The 18041-nt window shown below is 44.9% G+C and carries 20 protein-coding genes; 11 read left to right on the top strand and 9 right to left on the bottom strand.

Annotated elements, in window-relative coordinates; translation table 11 throughout:
- Positions 1–3: 3 nt before the first annotated feature.
- Genes NST58_RS14485 through NST58_RS14475 form a run of 3 tightly spaced genes read right to left on the bottom strand, consistent with a single transcriptional unit; the run spans position 4 to position 2076 of the window.
- Positions 4–378, bottom strand: coding sequence for a GntR family transcriptional regulator (locus tag NST58_RS14485; protein ID WP_076217773.1), 375 nt, complete (start codon positions 376–378; stop codon positions 4–6).
- 2 nt (positions 379–380) lie between these two features.
- Entirely contained in the window at positions 381–1127 is a 747-nt protein-coding gene (locus NST58_RS14480; RefSeq protein ID WP_076126091.1) for an ABC transporter permease, read from the bottom strand.
- Entirely contained in the window at positions 1120–2076 is a 957-nt protein-coding gene (locus NST58_RS14475; RefSeq protein ID WP_081383247.1) for an ABC transporter ATP-binding protein, read from the bottom strand. Before NST58_RS14475 ends, NST58_RS14480 begins: the two co-directional genes overlap by 8 nt.
- A gap of 195 nt (positions 2077–2271) precedes the next feature.
- Between NST58_RS14475 and NST58_RS14470 the strand changes: the two genes are divergently transcribed.
- From NST58_RS14470 to NST58_RS14460, 3 genes are all read left to right on the top strand, one after another.
- Complete coding sequence (locus tag NST58_RS14470) at positions 2272–2643, top strand: hypothetical protein (protein WP_076126089.1); 372 nt, start codon at positions 2272–2274, stop codon at positions 2641–2643.
- Between the two features lie 148 nt (positions 2644–2791).
- Positions 2792–3163: a hypothetical protein gene (locus NST58_RS14465; RefSeq protein ID WP_076126088.1), complete on the top strand. Its 372-nt coding sequence runs from the start codon at positions 2792–2794 to the stop codon at positions 3161–3163.
- Positions 3164–3264: 101 nt separating this feature from the next.
- The gene (locus tag NST58_RS14460) at positions 3265–4101 is read left to right on the top strand and encodes a sulfurtransferase (RefSeq protein WP_339248493.1); all 837 of its coding nucleotides are present in this window, start codon (positions 3265–3267) and stop codon (positions 4099–4101) included.
- 209 nt (positions 4102–4310) lie between these two features.
- Here the strand turns inward: NST58_RS14460 and NST58_RS14455 are convergent, their stop codons facing one another.
- Complete coding sequence (locus tag NST58_RS14455; RefSeq protein WP_339248490.1) at positions 4311–5003, bottom strand: Crp/Fnr family transcriptional regulator; 693 nt, start codon at positions 5001–5003, stop codon at positions 4311–4313.
- 171 nt (positions 5004–5174) lie between these two features.
- Here NST58_RS14455 and NST58_RS14450 point away from each other — a divergent pair, with 171 nt between their 5' ends.
- The 6 genes from NST58_RS14450 to NST58_RS14425 all read left to right on the top strand — a co-directional run bounded on the left by NST58_RS14450 (position 5175) and on the right by NST58_RS14425 (position 9243).
- A complete protein-coding gene (locus tag NST58_RS14450; RefSeq protein WP_339248487.1) occupies positions 5175–5513 on the top strand; it encodes a cupin domain-containing protein in 339 nt (112 codons plus the stop codon).
- 16 nt (positions 5514–5529) lie between these two features.
- Positions 5530–5877: a cupin domain-containing protein gene (locus NST58_RS14445; protein WP_076275796.1), complete on the top strand. Its 348-nt coding sequence runs from the start codon at positions 5530–5532 to the stop codon at positions 5875–5877.
- A gap of 13 nt (positions 5878–5890) precedes the next feature.
- Positions 5891–6646, top strand: coding sequence for a class I SAM-dependent methyltransferase (locus tag NST58_RS14440; RefSeq protein WP_248548149.1), 756 nt, complete (start codon positions 5891–5893; stop codon positions 6644–6646).
- A gap of 125 nt (positions 6647–6771) precedes the next feature.
- On the top strand, positions 6772–7791 hold the full coding sequence (locus NST58_RS14435; RefSeq protein WP_248548148.1) for an MqnA/MqnD/SBP family protein: 1020 nt from the start codon (positions 6772–6774) through the stop codon (positions 7789–7791).
- Positions 7763–8524 carry an ABC transporter permease subunit gene (locus tag NST58_RS14430; protein ID WP_248548147.1) on the top strand — a complete coding sequence of 254 codons (762 nt, stop codon included), beginning with the start codon at positions 7763–7765 and terminating at the stop codon, positions 8522–8524. The genes NST58_RS14435 and NST58_RS14430 overlap by 29 nt, the downstream gene beginning before the upstream one ends.
- Before the next feature lie 11 nt (positions 8525–8535).
- Complete coding sequence (locus NST58_RS14425) at positions 8536–9243, top strand: ABC transporter ATP-binding protein (RefSeq protein WP_248548146.1); 708 nt, start codon at positions 8536–8538, stop codon at positions 9241–9243.
- 116 nt (positions 9244–9359) lie between these two features.
- On the opposite strand, the gene NST58_RS14420 is transcribed toward NST58_RS14425, so the two are convergent.
- Positions 9360–9827: a hypothetical protein gene (locus NST58_RS14420; RefSeq protein ID WP_076126071.1), complete on the bottom strand. Its 468-nt coding sequence runs from the start codon at positions 9825–9827 to the stop codon at positions 9360–9362.
- 84 nt (positions 9828–9911) lie between these two features.
- Between NST58_RS14420 and NST58_RS14415 the strand changes: the two genes are divergently transcribed.
- A complete protein-coding gene (locus tag NST58_RS14415; RefSeq protein ID WP_076126069.1) occupies positions 9912–10292 on the top strand; it encodes a hypothetical protein in 381 nt (126 codons plus the stop codon).
- Here the strand turns inward: NST58_RS14415 and NST58_RS14410 are convergent, their stop codons facing one another.
- The 3 genes from NST58_RS14410 to NST58_RS14400 form a co-directional block, all read right to left on the bottom strand.
- Positions 10293–10751: a hypothetical protein gene (locus NST58_RS14410; protein ID WP_076126068.1), complete on the bottom strand. Its 459-nt coding sequence runs from the start codon at positions 10749–10751 to the stop codon at positions 10293–10295. It abuts the gene before it with no gap.
- A 113-nt stretch (positions 10752–10864) separates the two neighbouring features.
- Positions 10865–11050 (bottom strand): hypothetical protein, encoded by a 186-nt coding sequence (locus tag NST58_RS14405; RefSeq protein ID WP_076126066.1) that lies wholly within the window; start codon positions 11048–11050, stop codon positions 10865–10867.
- 212 nt (positions 11051–11262) lie between these two features.
- Positions 11263–13218 carry an AraC family transcriptional regulator gene (locus tag NST58_RS14400; RefSeq protein ID WP_339248481.1) on the bottom strand — a complete coding sequence of 652 codons (1956 nt, stop codon included), beginning with the start codon at positions 13216–13218 and terminating at the stop codon, positions 11263–11265.
- A gap of 374 nt (positions 13219–13592) precedes the next feature.
- Here NST58_RS14400 and NST58_RS14395 point away from each other — a divergent pair, with 374 nt between their 5' ends.
- Positions 13593–15656, top strand: a complete 2064-nt coding sequence (locus NST58_RS14395; RefSeq protein WP_339248479.1) for a methyl-accepting chemotaxis protein — start codon at positions 13593–13595, stop codon at positions 15654–15656.
- 165 nt (positions 15657–15821) lie between these two features.
- Here NST58_RS14395 and NST58_RS14390 read toward each other — a convergent pair whose 3' ends face one another.
- Positions 15822–18041 (bottom strand): M56 family metallopeptidase, encoded by a 2220-nt coding sequence (locus tag NST58_RS14390; RefSeq protein ID WP_076183597.1) that lies wholly within the window; start codon positions 18039–18041, stop codon positions 15822–15824.

Genomic DNA, 18041 nt, shown 5'->3' with positions numbered 1-18041 from the left:
CCCCTATTCTTTATCCTTGTTACGGATATTCTCCGCAACCGCCTCTAAAATATCTTCGCCTTGAAAGCCAAGATCCTGCATACCACGAATGAACCGATCTAGCACATCTTTGGCCATTTCTTTTTTGATGGTCAGGATAGTACCTTCATTACTTGTGACGTATCTTCCCATTCCACGCCGGGTTTCCACGATTTCTTCACGCTCCAGTTCCTGAAAAGTTCTTTGCACCGTATTCGGATTAATCTGCAGTTCACTGGCAAGTTCTCGTACTGAGAGTATTTTATCTCCCGGTTTCAGCTTGCCTGTGACGATTTCACCTTTGATGTAATTCATGATCTGTATATAAATCGGCAGGTTGTTATCGAATTCGATTGTCATGATTAAGCAACATCCCTTCGTCTAAAGACGGAGAAACCTACGAGAAGAAAGACAGCTGTGTATAAGACAAGCATCACGATAGAAAAGGTCAGTGTCATTCCAGGCATAGGTGCTCCTCCACCTTCATAAGCAGATAAATTTAAGTTTGGAAACAGAACATATTTGTAAAAATCACGAGAAATAATCAATTTGTCTATCATTAACGCAAACATAGTAGCCCCTATCGTTACTCCCGTTGAAGTGGTCAATATCCCCAGCATAAAAGCAAGTGTTCCATACACAACCGTACTAACGAGATTATACAATAGGTTTGTAAGCATCTCACTCATACCCGCTTCTCCACCACTTAGTCCAAACCACAAAGCTCCTGTTCCAAAAACGGCTATACCTCCGATGACAGTCAAAGTCAAAGCATACAACAGTACAACCACATATTTGGATGCGAGGATTGCTGTACGGCTTCTGGCGCGGATAAGCAGGAACTTGATGGTTCCTTGACTATACTCTTTTGAGACAATACCTGCTGTTCCGATAATCGCAAGAATTGTAATCACTTGCCCAATCCCTTGGGAAAGCAGCATCATTGCTGAAAAATCATAAGCTGATTCAAACAGGCCAGGTGAGACAGAATGAACTATATAACCTAACAGCAGGGATAATAGAATTAATATCAGATATGGCATAAAAAATGTGCGTTTTTTTGAGAGCTTGAGCCATTCATTCACAATCAGATTATTAAAGTTACGCAATGCGGTTTCCTCCTGTCCATTTCAAGAAATCTTCCTCAAGACTTTGTTTATTCTCCGTAATCCGAAAAATCCCCACACCTTCATCACTAAAAGTAGATACAAGCTCCGGTACTCTGCTATCAAGCAGACTTACTGTCACTTCAGATCGCGCGCTATCCATAGAGATCAATTCTGCATAATCCAAGCGCTCCAAGATATTTATAGCGGATTCGATTGATCCTACACGGATGGTGAGCTTCACTTGTGCGGTTGCTTCCTGCTCCTCACCAATCGTAGTTACGGTCACCAGCTTACCATTCTGGATCACAATAGCCCGATGGCATATTTGTTCAATTTCAGTAAGTAAATGGCTGGAAATCAGAATAGAAATGCCTTCCACTTCGGCGATGGTACGCATATAATCACGCATTTCCCGTATTCCGGCCGGATCAAGTCCGTTCGTAGGCTCATCTAAAATCAATAACTTCGGCCGATTGAGAAGCGCCTGAGCAATCCCAAGACGTTGGCGCATCCCCAGCGAATAAGCCTTTACTTTTTTATTCATCGCTTCTTGAAGTCCTACCAGTTCAACAACCTCATCTATTCTGCCAGCCTCAATGTTATCCGTCATTCTTTGGTACTGCTTCAGATTATCAAGTCCAGTCATATAGGGATAAAACTCTGGATTTTCAATTATCGCACCGATATGGCCAATCGCCTGCTTAAAATCCTTTTTCACACTGTGGCCTTGGATAATCACATCGCCTTCGCTCATCCGTATTAGACCCGTCATCATTCGAATCGTTGTGGTCTTTCCTGCACCGTTTGGACCTAACAATCCAACAATTTCACCCTTACGGATATCAAATGTCAGCTTATCCACAATCGGTCTTCCTTTGATGATCTTACTTACCTCATTCATTTGCAGAACGATTGAATCTTGCATTTCTACACCACTCCCCTGTTTCATGCGAATCCTCCCTGCCAACTAATGTTTTCATCATTCTGTATATTGTGTCAGTGTCATAGTTAAATAGTACACTAATATATTGTTGGAGTAAAGCCCAAAATAATAAATTCATGCAAATAAGGGCTTTCTATTAGACTATCAGCCAAGCCAAAAATTTATATGAACATAGATTAGATAACAAAGGAGGAATTACAAATGAAAAAAGAAGTTCACATTTCTCAGACTTTCCCTCGCTTGACCGTGTACGATGAAGAAAACTTCAATGGACGCCGTAGAGTATATACTGGCAACCTGGGTATTCGTAATACGGACAACATCCTCGATGGTATTGAGAGCCTTCGGTTCTTCTCTACTAGCAGCAATGCTACACTGGTACTTTTTACAAGAACAAGGTTTAGAGGAAATTTCCGTGTTCTTCGCGGGAACCGCAACATTAGGGATCTGGATGATTTCATTTCAGGCAATGACGTGGAATCCATTATTTCTACTAACCAACGCCTAACCCTCGAACAAATCCGTAATATCCGCAGCAGCGGTAACTTGCCTTCGGGATATCGTTTGATCTAACAACTGCTTACAACAAAAAGGAGTAATCCGGAGCCTAACGCCCAGGTCACTCCTTTTTCCAGTCGAAAATACCGCATTCATTTATGGTAAATCTGGCGGCGAGTTGTCGAAAACGACAGTTCGTCAATCGAACTTGGAGGGATTAACCATGATTACAAAAAAAGTAACATCTGTAATATATCCTAGGCTAAGAGTGTTTAGTGAGGAGAACTTTCGGGGGCTTCGCAGAACTCTTCGCGGCAACCTGGGCATTGCAGATATAGATTCAGTCCTTACAGGAATAGAAAGCTTGCGCTTCTTCTCCACAAATCCGAACGCTACGCTTGTGTTATTCGATCGTTCTGCCTTCCGCGATAATTTCGTCATTTTGCGTGGCAACCGCAGCATCCGCGAACTGGACGACTTTCTGCGAAGAGGAGATGTCGAATCGCTCATTTCAAGCAATCAACGGCTGACCCCGGCGCAGGTTCGCACCATTCAACGTACCGGCAGCTTGCCATCAGGATATCGTTTGATCTAATTCAATGAGGACGCAGTTTAAGCCATAAGCTTAAGGTGCGCCCTCTTTTATTTTCCGCTATAATGACTCCATACATATTAAACAGGAAAGAAGGCTACTTTATGGAACCGATCGTTTCTACTCGATGGCTGCTTGCTCGGTTATACGAGCCTGAACTTGTTATAGTTGATTGCCGTTTTTTACTTACTGACCCGGAAGCTGGACGTAAAGCCTATACAGAAGATCATATTCCCGGAGCAGTTTATCTACATCTGGAAGAACAGCTCTCCGCTCCAGTAAGCGCACACGGTGGACGCCACCCACTGCCTGAGATCTCGAAGCTAACCACCGTTCTTAGCAAGGTTGGCATTAACAGAGATAGCATTGTCGTTGCTTATGATGATCAAGGTGGAGCTTACGCTTCCCGTTTATGGTGGATGCTCAGTTATTTAGGGCATGAACGTGTGTATGTAATGGATGAAGGCTACTCTGCTTGGAAAAATGGTAAGTTTCCCGTCAGTGATCATCAAGCGGTTAGGATTCCTAGCCAGTATGAAGCAGATGTTCAGAAGAAGATGCTTGTTAGCATGGAAGATGTGCAAAATGTAGTTAACGACGGTGGCGCACTTTTGATGGATTCCCGCGAGTCCCGCCGCTATGAAGGACTTGAAGAACCCATTGATCCGAAGGCAGGTCATATTCCCGGAGCGATCAATAAGTTCTGGAAGGATGTACTGGATGAGCAAGGGCGCTGGAAATCAACTGAGGTGCTGAAAGAGCATTATGAAGGAATTAATCCTGAGCAAGAAATTATCGTGTACTGCGGTTCAGGCGTAAGTGCCTGCCCAAATGTGCTCGCACTAGGCAAAGCCGGGTACAAGAATGTGAAGCTGTATGCAGGAAGCTGGAGTGATTGGATTTCATATGAGGAGAATCCGGTGGCTACTGGAGGAGAGTAAAATACAAGAGCCCGCGTCCGACGCGGGCTCTTGTATTTATGAGTAACTCCGATAGATAGCTAAAATCAACAAATCAAAACTCAAGTCAACAGTTAGCTAACTTTAACTACGTCTTTTATGCTGTTTAGTTCGGTCAAATCCTTTCCCAATGCGCTTTCTAGCTGATTATTCCCTCTGTTTACTCCTTTTCAATGTTTGGAGAAATTATTCTAAAAATCGCTGATCCGCAGCTGATTCTCCGCGTCCAACAGCTCGAATTGATTTCGATTAAACCGGATCAGCCCGTCCTGTGCCATTCGCTGCAGCTCTCTGGACAAGGCGCTGCGGTCAACAGTCAAATAATCAGCCAGGTCGCTGCGGGTAAACGGAATTTCAAAACAGGCGGAATTGTTTTTTTTGGTCTGGAGGGCCAAATAATGCAGGATACGGTCCCGCAGCGATTTGTGGGAGACCAGATCCAGCTTTTGATAGATAGACCGGTTGTTCTCAAGCAGCAGGGCCAACATATTCTCAATGATCCGTCCCCTTAAATGGCAAGTGTCCTGGCCGGGCCGGACGATTTTATTTATTTTGATAAACAGAATCCGGCATTCCGATCCCGCCACCGCTTCATAGCCGCTGTGCTCTTGGACAAGGCGAAGCGCCGTTTCGCCAAAGATTTCTCCATCCCCGAGTTCCGAGTAAATAAATCTCATGCCTGAGATATTATCTTTGCATAACAAAACATTTCCATGGATAATAATGCCCACCGAATCCAGAATATCGTCTTTTCTAAAAACAACCTCCTTCCGCGCAAAATCCTTGATTATGCCCTGCAGACAGCTCAGTGCTTGCTGCACCTCCCGGTCCGCGAATCCCTTAAACAAAGTGGTGCTCTGTATCCTGCTCAGATATTTCTGCAATTTTCTCAGCCTCCTGTTGCCATGGCAACAGAGTCATGATGAATACTCTGCTACAATAAAATAAATGAGAATAATTCTCATTAGTCATTCTCATTATATCAAATTGCAGGAATCATTCAATCAAGCAATTTGGAAATAATCAAAACACTGTACTTTGAATAGGGGGATCGTATGAGTGGAATTACAGCAGGCAAGGTATTTTTCTTAACAGATATGATCAGCGTCAAGCCGCACCGGATTGCGAGCCGAACGCTGTCATTACCCATAGCTGCAGCCGAAACAGCGGCACAACCGGAATGGGTATTGTATGCCATGGATCAGGAGGAGACTATCAGTTCGGAGACCTCCCCCAAATCTAAAATCATCCATGTGCTGGAAGGCGAGCTTCATCTGCTGGTGGCGGAAGAGCCCTATCAATTGACAGCCGGTGCATCCGTTATCGTCCCAGCGGGCACTTGGCATGATTATTCCGCCCACAGCAGCTGCAAATTTTTGCAAATCAGTATATAAAACGGAGGTATTCAAAATGGAAACAGGTTTATTTATTAAAAAACTGCCGCAATCCGCAGTCATAGATTTGAAAGACATCATCACAATAGAGGAACAGCAGGTTTCCAGTCTGACCCTTGTACAGCGGCCAAATCTGGCAATGACCTTACTTTCGCTGGATAAAGGCTCGTCGATTGGGGGCCATTCTTCCCCGGGCGATGCCATGGTCAACATTTTGTCCGGGCAAGCGGAAATTACAATTGGAGAAGATAACTACACAGTTCATGCGGGGGAGACCCTAGTTATGCCGGCCAATATTCCGCATGCCCTATACGCAACAGAAGCGTTTCAGATGCTTCTGGTTGTAGTCAAGCCGGATAAGTAATGGGGTGAATGCGATGAAAAAGGAAGTAGGCCATAATTTTTTGGCGCGGCTGGGAAAAAAACGTTTGCGGCCCGGCGGCGTTGCAGCAACCAACTGGCTAATCCAGCAAGCCAATCTGAGTACGGACAGCCAGGTTTTGGAGGTAGCCTGCAATATGTGCACCACCTCCATTCAACTGGCCGGGAAATACCACTGTCAAATTACCGGCATTGATATGGACCCGCGGGCGCTGGAAAAAGCAAACCGAAATATTAAAAATGCCAATCTGGAAAACTATATCCATGTCCGGCAAGGCAATGCGATGAAGCTCCCTTTTGAGAATGAGAGCTTTGACGTTGTCATTAATGAAGCCATGCTCACGATGCTTAACCAGCCTGCGAAGGAAAAGGCAGTCGCCGAATACTATCGGGTACTGAAGCCTGGCGGCATTCTGCTAACACAAGATATTACCTTTGCCAAGGAAAATATGGAAGAACATCTAGCCGAGCTTCGCCGCACCATTCACATCAATGTCGAGCCGCTGTCTGTTGGGCATTGGGCGGGATTGTTCCACTCCGCAGGCTTTAAGCAAGTAGACAATGCTACCGGTCCCATGTCCTTAATGAGTATCAATGGACTCATTCGCGATGAAGGGGTTATCGGGGCGCTGCGTATTGTGAAAAACGGGCTCAAGAAAGAGAACCGGGAACAGTTCAAAAAGATGTATACCTTTTTTAATATGACGGGTAAAGATCTGAATTATATTGCCGTTTGCAGCAGCAAAAAATAGTTGGGCGCAGGCCTATCATGTCTTATGATAGGTTTTTATTTTCACTGTAATTGAGAATGGTTATCAATATAATTCATCAACATTACCATCTAGCTGTCAAAATAACCGCTTGAAAGGAACTCACGATGAAAGCTAAATCTGTTTATGCCTTGTGCCTCAGTTTACTGTTAAGTTTATCTTTTATGTTAAGTGCCTGTTCGCAACAAAAAAATGAAAATTCGTCCAAATCCGCCGCTCCCTCCGCTGGCCCGGCAGAAACACTGAATATCACGGTCGGCGGCCCTCCTTCTCCGCCTTCTCTGCCTATTCTGAGGCTAATTGAATCCAAGGCGTTGGGAGAATCGGTCAACATCGAGTTCAAAACCTGGGAGTCCATCGACACGCTGACCGCGCTGGCTAAGGACAATCAAGTAAGCTTCTTAGCTCTGCCGCTGAACAATGCCGTCGTGATGTATAACAAGGGAATGGATCTTTCCTTGATGAATGTGAATACCTGGTCAGTGATGAGCATGATTACAACAGATCCGTCCATCCAGAGCTGGGCGGATCTTAAAGGAAAAACGCTGTATGTGCCTATGAAATCCTCGCCTGTCGATTATATTACGCAGACCTTTTTGAAGCATAACGGACTGGAGCCAGGGAAAGACATCACATTGCATTACACCCAGCTGGCTGAAGGAGCTCAGCTGCTGTTATCCGGCAAGGCCTCCACAATTGTGAGCATTCAGCCGCAAATTACCGCGATACAAATGAAAAATGATCAGGTGCGCTCGATCGTGGATTACAAAAAGGAATGGCAGCAGGTTACCAAATTAAACACCGATCTGCCCAACGCCGGACTCGCAACCAAGCAGTCAGTAATTGCCAGCCAGCCGGAACTGGTCGCCCGCTTCCAGGAAGCATATCAAAAAGCGCTGCAATGGACGCTGGACAACCCCAAAGAGGCGGCTCAGTTGGCCAACAAGTATTTCAAGCTGGATGCCGGTGTGGTTGAGAAAGCGATTCCGCATATGGCGCTGGATTTCGCCTCCGCTTCCGAGAGCAAAGAGGTTCTGTCAACGTATTACCAGACGCTGATGAATTACAGCAAGGACAGCATTGGAGGCAAGCTTCCCGATGAACAGTTCTATTATCAGCCTAAGTAAAAAAGCCATATCCCTGTTGGGCATTGCCTTGCTGTGGCAGCTTGTAGCTATGCAGATGGATCCTTTTGTCCTGCCTGGCCCGCTGGAGACGATGCGCACGGTCCTGAGCTATTTCGGTGATCCGGAGTTTTATTATGCAGTTTATCGCACGCTGCTAAAGCTGCTGATCGGCATGGTCTGCGTTCTGCTGCTGGGCGGCTGTCTGGGGCTGCTGCTTGGACTTTATCCGCGTTGGAAGCCTTATCTGGAACCAGTCATCGATATAATACAATCCGTGCCGCCGATTGCCTGGCTGGGCATCGCGATCATTTGGTTTGGGCTTACGGATCTGCCTGCAATTTTTATTATCGTGTTGTCCACTACACCGGTTTTGGTGGTCAATCTGTACGAGGGATTTGCGGCGATCGATGGCAAATTGATGCGGATGGCCAAGGTCTATCATGTGCCCGGCAATAAGATTCTCCGGCATATCATATTGCCTTCGCTCAAAAGTTATCTGAAATCAGGCATGATCACCTCAGCGGGACTGGGCTGGAAGCTGGCCGTAATGGCGGAGCTGTTGACCTCCGTTGACGGGATCGGCAGCCTGCTGTCCGATGCCAGAACAAATCTGGAGACCGATCGCGTGTTTGCCCTGGCATTGTTTATGGCTATTTTCTGGAATGTGATCAAATCTTGCATTACATTTCTGTTCCGCAGCAGGGTAAGCCTGCCGACGCATTTGAATAAATAAGGGTGGGGCTTATGCTTATTACACTACAAGAAGTTTCCAAGCACTATTCGGGAGTTCCTGTCCTGGAAAAAATCAGTTTTGAAATCCAGATGCCGAAAATCATTTGCATTCTAGGCCCTTCAGGTGCGGGAAAGACAACGTTGCTGAATATCCTGTCACAGTCCGAAAACGCCGATTCTGGCAGGGTCACTGTGCATCCAGAGCTGAAGCTGTCCTATGTCTTTCAAGAGAATTGTTTGCTGCCGTGGTCTACAGTTGGTGAGAACATCAGCTTTGTTAAGGAGGCTTCTCCGACCTCTGCGTCGGAAATCGAAGCATTTTTGGAAGAGGTCGGGCTTGCTGCCTACAAGAATCATTATCCTCATCAGCTGTCAGGAGGCATGCGGCAGCGCTGCTCCATTGCCCGCGCTTTTTATCACGGCGGAAATATGCTGCTGATGGACGAGCCTTTTCACTCCCTGGACTATCATCTGCGGTTTGATTTAGTTCAGAAATTAATCGCATTGTGGGAGCGCAAGAAATGTGCCATCGTTTTTGTGACACATGATATTGATGAAGCCCTGCTGTTGGGGGATGAAATTATGATCTTGTCCCGACATCCGGGCAGGATTGTAAAAATTATTGAAATTGATACTCCACAGCGCAGCCGTTCGCTGAAAGAGCTGAGCCTGCTGAAGATTCGCGCCGAAATTTTGGAGCAGCTGCTGACGGCACAGTAATTGCCTGAATGATGCAGAGCATTTCAAAAACAGGTATATAGAAAACGCGAGTCTGGGCGGCATTGCCCTGAACTCGCGTTTTTGTGCTAAGTGATTCGGTTATGTATTTCTAGCGCCTATTTTGCCGGGTATCGTTTCAACTGCTGCTCAAACACGGTATTATAGTAAAATTTTCGCGGATAGGTATCCTCCTTCAACACCTTGTAAAGCACGGATTGACCTTCTTCATAACGGACCGCAAATTCACATTCATCATAAAAACGCCGGGACAGCTCACGGATATTGTCTTTCTCGGACGAACAGCGCCATCCGAAATAAATCATGTCTAGCTGGTCCAGCGGATCACGGTAAGTGTCGAGGACAATACAAGCGTTTGGTTGCTCTGGATTGCTGTAAACGAGCACATGTCCGGTGTGAACAGGGTTGGCAAAAAAATGTTCATAAATCTCAGCAACGGGTACTGTAATACCCAATTGATCCATGATGATCTGAAAATTCGGGTGCGGAATATAGGTATCACTCTGCTCATCCGGGTACTCCACCAATTCTGTAATGGATGCCATGACCCCAAATTCATACTTCATATAAACATCCTTCCTGTTGATTGCTTGAAAAATATCCCTATGCTTGCTATGATAACAAAATTATTAGGATGAGAGGCGATTTTCATGAAAAAAAAGCTGCGTTCTATCACGCTCAGGGAACTGGAATACAGCTATATATTGGGCATGAGAATCCATGACGAACGGAGTCTGCTTGAATTAAAGATTTATCATAAAAATGTAAAGCTCCATCCCCTCCGCATCCAACTCCTAACATGGGATGATCCTATTGCCGGTTGTCCGCTAAATACAGGCTATCTGCTGCAAAACCATAAAAAGGGTTTTGAAGATGTCTATAATCTAAATCATCCACAGCGTATCCGCGAATGGATCGAATATGGAACGGCTAAAGGCTGGGACGGCACCCGAACAATAGAGATCATAAATGGATTGGATGCTATGCAGGAAATGGGCTATGATATTACTTCATTGCGCACCTCTATATAATCAGTCAAAAACCTGTTCCAGTGCTTGCGGATAATAAGGGCTGATAATTTTATAGGCATTCAAGTGAGGATTGCTTAAATCATTATCATAAATGATCATATGCTGTCTGCTTTTTAAAATAATATCAAATCGTTGCTTGCAGTCAGCCTGAACTATCGTAATATAATAACTAAAGTTTTTGTCAGAACTGACATTTCGGGCCGATTTCATTAATTGAACATGAGAGAAATCAGCAAAAATCCGCTCAATAACAGCAGGATCAGTAATAATGATGTCTTTCTTTTCACCGGGAACTGAAGACAATCGCGAGATTTCTAGAGAGGCGATTTCTTCCAAACGGATGGTATTGGCTACGATTCGTTTAAACGAAGTATAGCGGCTTGCTGTATAGGCCATCAAAGAGACACCTACCCCTGTCAGAAGCGCACCGACAAGCATATATTTTCTATTTTTATCCATTTCCCCATTCCTCCCAGTAATACGATTAAGTAAACTACAATTATAAAACTATATAGACACCGGTGCAAATTCAGAAACATAAAGTTCAAACGGTACAAAAGGGCGGTGAGCTCCTAATCCTCAAGCTCGTCCAGCTTCGCTTCCAATTCAGCCAGCTTACGATTCGCTTGATCCAATATTTCTTGAAGCTCTGCAGCTTCTGCTCGTTTTATTTCTTTTTTAACGGCCTTAATCTGCTGCTCCAAATAAAGAATATCGGCTTCATTTCCTGAGTTGTTCCAGATCTGTGAGTAAGTCATAGTCAGCCTCCGTTTATCTATGTCGACGATTCAATCATAACCCGCATTCCACTTCTTCAGATTAATCGATGCTACTCTTGGAGTCTAGCTAATCAACAAAAAACAATGACCGATTACTATTCTATATTCAGCACTCTTTACTTAATAAACAAAATAAAGAAGCAGCGAGTTCCTCCTCTGCTTCTTTGTTGCGGATTAACCTGAGATCTCATTTATTTAGCCAGCAGTTTAGGGAACTCATCCAGCAGCATGCTGCTGGTCAACATATCGTCATAATTCCATTTGGTCTCCACAAAAGTAACTTTTCCGCTCTTTACAGCAGGGAGCGAGCTCCACAACGCAGTTTTCATTAACTCATTAAAGGAATTTTCCGCATCAGCATTGGCCGGATAGATGACAAACAAATGGTCACCAATAAGCATCTTATGCATTAGCTCAGGGGAGACCTCAATATAGGGTGCACCTTCTGCCGGCTCGATTTCCTTCACTGCCTCGGACATTTTGTAGCCCTGCGGCTGATACAGCAGTGCAGGAATACCACCAGTTTTCATCAAATACATTGTCTTGTTCCAATAATAAATCAGCACTACCGCTGTTTCTCCTTCGGCAAGTTTGCCTTCCTGACGCAATCCGCTCCACATATTCTCGGCCTTGCGATTATATTCGGACAACAGTTGCTCTGCTTCAGCCTTTTTACCCACTATCTCACCAATGACAGGCAGACGCTCAGACAAGGGTTTACTCTGGTCAAATACAACAGTAGGTGATATTTTGGACACTTCTTCATATTGTTTGTCCATCACATAACCCAGCATTGTCAAATCCGGTTCCAGATCCAAAACAAGTTCCAGATTTGTAGGAAATCCAATATCCTGTGCCGGGGTTGTCTCCTTATCCAAATAGACTGATTCTTCAATAAACCGGCGGTCGACACCGACCGGCTGAATCCCGAGTGCTAGCAGGTCTCCGATCGAATTACCTTGCAGCACAATCCGCTGTGGACGCTCTGGAATATCAACCTCATGCCCCTGACTGTCTTTATATACTCTTGTAGATTTTGAATTGGTGGCTGAGTCTGGTGGACTTGTCTCTGTTTGCACAGAGGATACTGGACTAGGGCCAGCATTCACAGAATTAACAGGACTGTTCCCTGAAGAACAAGCACTAAGCATTAAAACCAGACATAACAGCATCGCTGCTCCCATTGACATTTTTGTATTTCTAACCATCGGTAAATCCCCTTTTCTTCTATATTGATAATGATTATCATGATCATTAACAATATAACTTGGCTCAGCCCATCCTGCATTAGACAATCTTAGCCTGATTTTAGGACGATCTGATCCTTTGGCAGAGCCTAGGGCCAATGACTTAAAATTACCCGGAGTCACACCGGTTGTTTTCTTGAAAATACGGATGAAATAGGACAGGTCCGTGTACCCCACTCCGGCGGCAACCTCCTGCAATGATGCATCGGTATTTAGCAGCAGTTCCTGCGCCTTATCTATTCGCGTCCGAATAAGAAAATCAATCAGACTGGTACCCGTCTTGCTTTTGAACTGCTTCGCCACATAGGCCACACTATAATTAAGCTGCTCTGCAATAGAGGATAAGGTAATAGGCTGACTGTAATATTCTCGTATGTATCGAACTGCTTGCTCCACCAGATCCGGCTTGACGGGATAGACTCCATATGCCTGTCTCTGCCGCTCAACTTCGTAGACAAATTGATAAAGCATTGCTTTGATCTGAATCCGTTCAAGTGAACTTGAGTCCAGCCATTTCCGGTGCATCTCCTTTACTTGAGACAACAAAGCCACTGGAGCATTCGGAGCAAATTCATATTGTTTTTGAAAAGGACTGTTTCTTTCAAAAAGTCTACGTACACCTGATCCGGACGTTAGCGAAAGCGAGGCTTTATAGAAAATAAAATAAAACTCCATTTCCTCCCTGACCCAATCAATATCCAGTTGCCCTCCCTTTCCGCTGTGTAGGATATGAAAACGTTCTGCAGCATGTTTATTTCCATTGAGCCGAAAAACCGCGTTGCCGCGAACCATATATAAAAAACCTGCAGCCGGGAACCTATAGGAGGTCAGCTTGTCTCCTGCCTTAAACAACATATGGCGAATATCAATCAGCCGGATATGTGCATAATCCCAGAGCATCAAATTATCATCAGCATTTAAAATCTTTACTCGCCTCCTTCCTATCGGAAGTATAATTGATAATCATTATCAACCGCAAGAGCTGGAAGCAATCTACAAACAAGAAGTCTGATAAAGGCAGTTAAGCATCACCTAAAAAAACAACAATTCGCCTCTAATCAGTAGCTGCAATGTGCCAAGCTACAGGCTAATTGTTAAGATCTCCCTCTCCCCCCACCATCTTGAAATCCCGCACCAGTCAAGGATTTATCCTGTGCATCATCCATTTTAATTTAATTTTTTCATTCTCAAAATTACTATTTCGAAAATCTCACTATCTTCCGATATGTTCTTATGAGCTATTTGCTCAGAGACAACTTGGGGGAGATGGTAGCATGTTACAACAACTAAAAAAAAGGCGGTTTGGTTCATCAAGCATAGCAAATACTTTGTCCATTGTACTTTTAGTTATTATTGTTGTCGTCTTCTCAATCTTGGGAACCTTTATGTTTTCCAGCACTCGCAGCATACTTGTGAAACAACAAGAATCTATGCTTCAGACCAAAACACAGGCACTTGTCAGTCAATTTGATGCACTATTTAAGGAAAAGGGTTCACTGGTCAAGCAAATGTCAACGAATAACTTATTCAAACAATACATCGAAACCACCGAAGTTCCTGAAATGGCCAAGACTTCTCCGCATGCCGCTGAAGTAGCAAAGACACTAGCTGCCATTGTAAAGGTGGAACCCACTTTTGCAGATGCATGGATTGCTAGTACTGCCGGCAAAGGTTTTTATATCCTCAACAATGGTACGACATCAGATGCTGCTTTTAACATTAAAGAACGGCCGTATTATAAGCCAGCAGTCGAAGCAGACGGCCTGTACTACTCCGATCCTTATATTGACATCACTACAGGTGATATGCTAATGGGTATTTTCTATCCGATAAAAAATGACAACAATACATTAATCGGTTTTGTCGCGGTTGATATAGCGTCTAAAAATATCCCTGAGATAATGGAAAGCTATAAGCTAGGCAGCACAGGTTATTCGATTCTCGCCTCCAAAACAGGTGATATTCTGTATCACCCAGACCAGTCTAAGGTCACAAAGGAAAAGATTAATGAGCTGCCAGGTGATCTTGGGGGAATCGGCAAGAAAATGATCGCTGGTGAATCCGGCGTACATCTGATTAATGACAACGGAGAACGCCGTTACATCGGCTATGCTACAAGTAAAGATACCGGCTGGTCCGTAGGTTTAACTATTTCAGAGCGGGAAGTGCTCTCCGAATTAAAAAAGTTCACCTGGATTACGATTGGCGGGTTTGTTGCAGCGGCGATTCTGCTCGTTCTATTTTCGTATATCACGCTCCGTTATCTGCTCAGATCCATACCGAAGCTGCTTACCAAAATCAAACGGGTGGAAAATGGGGATTTGACGGTTCTATTTGATGCCTATTCCAACAACGAAATTGGACAAATCTCCAACGGAATATTCAACATGGTCCAGAAAATTCAAGGGATGCTCCAAATAGTGGGTACCTCCGCTCAGGTATTAAACCAATCCTCAAAGGATCTGCAATCTATTTCTTCCCGTACAGCTATAACGATGAACGATACAGCCACAGCCATTAATGAGATTGCGAATGCAACCAACTATCAGTCGATCGAAACGGATACCATTTTGCAAAAAACCGGATCATTATCTGGTCAAATTGACGAAATCGCAAATGATGCCATAGCCATAGAGACGATGGTGCAGGCTTCTGCCGACCAGAGCGAACTGGGGTTGGGTGTGTTGGATCAGTTATCAAAATGGGCAGAAGAAAATCACAACTCCACTCATTCGATATCGTCTGCCATCCATGATATTGATCAAAGCCGTCATGAAATTTCGAGCATCGTGGACACGGTACATCAAATCGCTACGCAAACCAATCTGCTGGCACTAAATGCTTCCATAGAAGCAGCACGTGCGGGAGAACAGGGACGCGGATTTGCCGTTGTTGCCGGAGAGGTTCGCAAGTTGGCGGAGCAGACTGCACAGGCTACACAGGAGATTGGCAGAAAGGTTCATGAAATCGAAGAGAAAACTAGAGCATCTGTGGAATACACAGCCCAAGGACTTGAAATTGCCGAAGAAAATGCAAAATCCGTGCAGGCTACGAAACAGGTATTCTTTAGCATCAACAGCGATTTGGAGGCTTTAAGATTACGTATGATTCAAATCAGCAGCAACACCTCCAAAGTCCATAAACACAAAGATGAAATCCTACAGGCACTCGAAATCATTTCTTCAACTACAGAAGAGAATTCCGCTTCAACGGAAGAAGTTAGCGCAAGTACGCAAGAACAATTGGACAGCATTGAACAGGTTGCCGAACTGTCCCTGCAGCTCAATCAGTTGTCCAAAAAGCTTCAGGACGAATTAAACCAGTTCCAGGTCGAATAGTCCTTTAGTCATCCGTAATTTACACAGTCGTAAGACTGTCCTCCCTTCTAGAAAAATTAAGCAGCCAGTGCATGCCGATAATCTATCGGCGCGTACTGGCTGCTTTTAGTTTCAATTCGCTAGTAATGGTCTCTTCAATAATACGGTACAGACCTTGAAACTTAACTATTGATACGGGTCAGGAATTTCCTCCCACTGACCAGTAAAGACATCTACTTTAATCGTGAATTCCCTGCTTCCTTGCCTAACATCACTGAACAAATAACCATCCCCGATAAAGCCTGAAATCCAGTCCGTATCTGTTGGCTTGAAACCCTCTGTATCAAAGATAGGTTGGAGTAACTTATACAGTTCCTTCTGGTATTCTGTACCGTTAGAGATGTTCCACAGATCTATCGCTTCTCGGTTTACAAGACTTCTCAGTGGACTGCCAGAAGTTACGTCATGAACCGTTCCGGTAAGCGGATTTATTTTATAGCTATTGCCTTCCCCTACGCCATTCAGTGGATCTATATCCACCCTATACTGATCTCCGTCTTTGCTAAAGGTCCAACCACTTGCCGGAAGCTGTTTTTCCATCATGGACTTGATATCCTGTTCACTGAGTGGTGGAGATATAAACGATCCATAGTACATCTGTGCGCTCTCAATGGTCAGATTCTTCCCGTAAACGGCAATAACTTCGAGCGGAAACTCAGACATAGACGCCGCACCGGACATATGGGCTACAATTTGGTCATCTATCAGTTCGTATGAAACTATAGAGCCAAATCCGACCTTCTCTCCCCAAGCTCCCTCCGTGTAATCATACACTTTGGTCAAATGCTTTCCGTCCAGTTCAGCAGATACATAAGTGTGGTTATTTCGATGTGTAATGGATGATTTCAGCTTCTGATTCAACGTTTCGATCGGATCTTCGACCACAAGCTCTTCCAAGCTAGCAGGCTGGAGCACATGAATCTCACTCATAGAAAGTCCAGTACCCGTGCCGGTCGTAATGCGTATGAAAATTTCTTTAGTTCCATCTCCGTTCACATCTGCTTCTTCAATCAATGGAGGCCGAGTTTTATCTTCACCTGCATTCCACAAGAACGTACGGCTTACTTCACCACGCACATCTACCGTGACTTTATGCAAAAGTGTATTCTCACCAGTGGGATTAGCAGATACCGTGATTCCGTTTTTTTCCGCCAATAAAGTGCCTTTAACACTGGAATCCGTTGTATTTTTATCCTGCACTTCTGCCTGAAAAGTAGCAGGAGCGCTCATTGCCGGAGCTGATGCAGAATTTAGCTTTGCTCCTGTAAGGGTACAGCCACTTAAGATCATAATTACAGCGAGGCCCAGCATTGAGCTTTTTGCCGTAAATTTTTTGTGCCTGGTGATCATAATAATCCTTCTTTCCATTTCCTTTTTACTGCTTGAAATGCCAGCTGTACCTGCCAACCGGATCGGATCGGGTAAGGTTTCTAACAATTTGAGAAGTGTCAAGGCATAACTTCTGTGGCAAGCTGGTTCAAGATGCTTCAAGGCCAGAGCATCACAGGCAACCTCTTGATCGTCTTTCATTTGGCGTACGGCATACCACAACAGAGGATTAAACCAATGCATGGCCAGCAGCAGACCTGTCAGCAGATTTAGCAAAATGTCATGGCGCTTCACATGTGCCAGCTCATGAAGGAATATATGACGGAGTCCGTTCGTCTCCAGAGTGTGTAAAGTAGAGGTGGGCAGCAGCAACTTGGGCCGCATAACGCCAAGTAGTGTCGGTACGGCAATCTGCTTCGTCCCGATCAGCTTGACTGGGCGACGCACCTGCATTTCCTGCTTACAGGATTTGAACAACCGTTGGACTTCTGAGGAATGAATCTCCGTTTCCTGTCGAACCCGTGCGGTAAATCGCAGTTGCGCTCGAACCGACATGCCCAGCACCACCGCCGCTCCGCCAAACCACACCAAAACCAGTACATGTATCGGCTCCCATCCTGAATCGGTATGCGGATTGACTTGTGCCACATCATCCGATGTCGATTCTCCCGGCAAAGGTCCAGTTTTTGCAATTCCAGTAACTGACGGCGGTTCCTTTTCCCCTCCGGTCAACTCTGGGACATAAGTAAAGCCAACTTCCGATTGCGCTGACGGAATAAAGGAACTCTGCGCCGTTTCTTTCTCCAGCGGCAACAGATTAAAAATACTAAATGTGCTTTCAGGTGCCCAAGGTATAGCCAGCCTCACGATCAATGGTATCCACAGAAGATACGTCCAAGTAGGTTTCAGACGATCCTTGAACAGGAAGCGGGTCAATAAGATCAGCAGAGCCAGCACGCTCGCCATGGCAGACAGCGACAATACCTTGACGAACAGATTGTATGCAGCTTCCAGCAA

Source organism: Paenibacillus sp. FSL R10-2796 (assembly GCF_037965315.1).
Classification (GTDB): Bacteria; Bacillota; Bacilli; order Paenibacillales; family Paenibacillaceae; genus Paenibacillus_AQ; species Paenibacillus_AQ odorifer.
The sequence above is the reverse complement of the archived record's forward strand: the minus strand, read 5'-3'. Positions and strand labels throughout refer to the sequence as shown.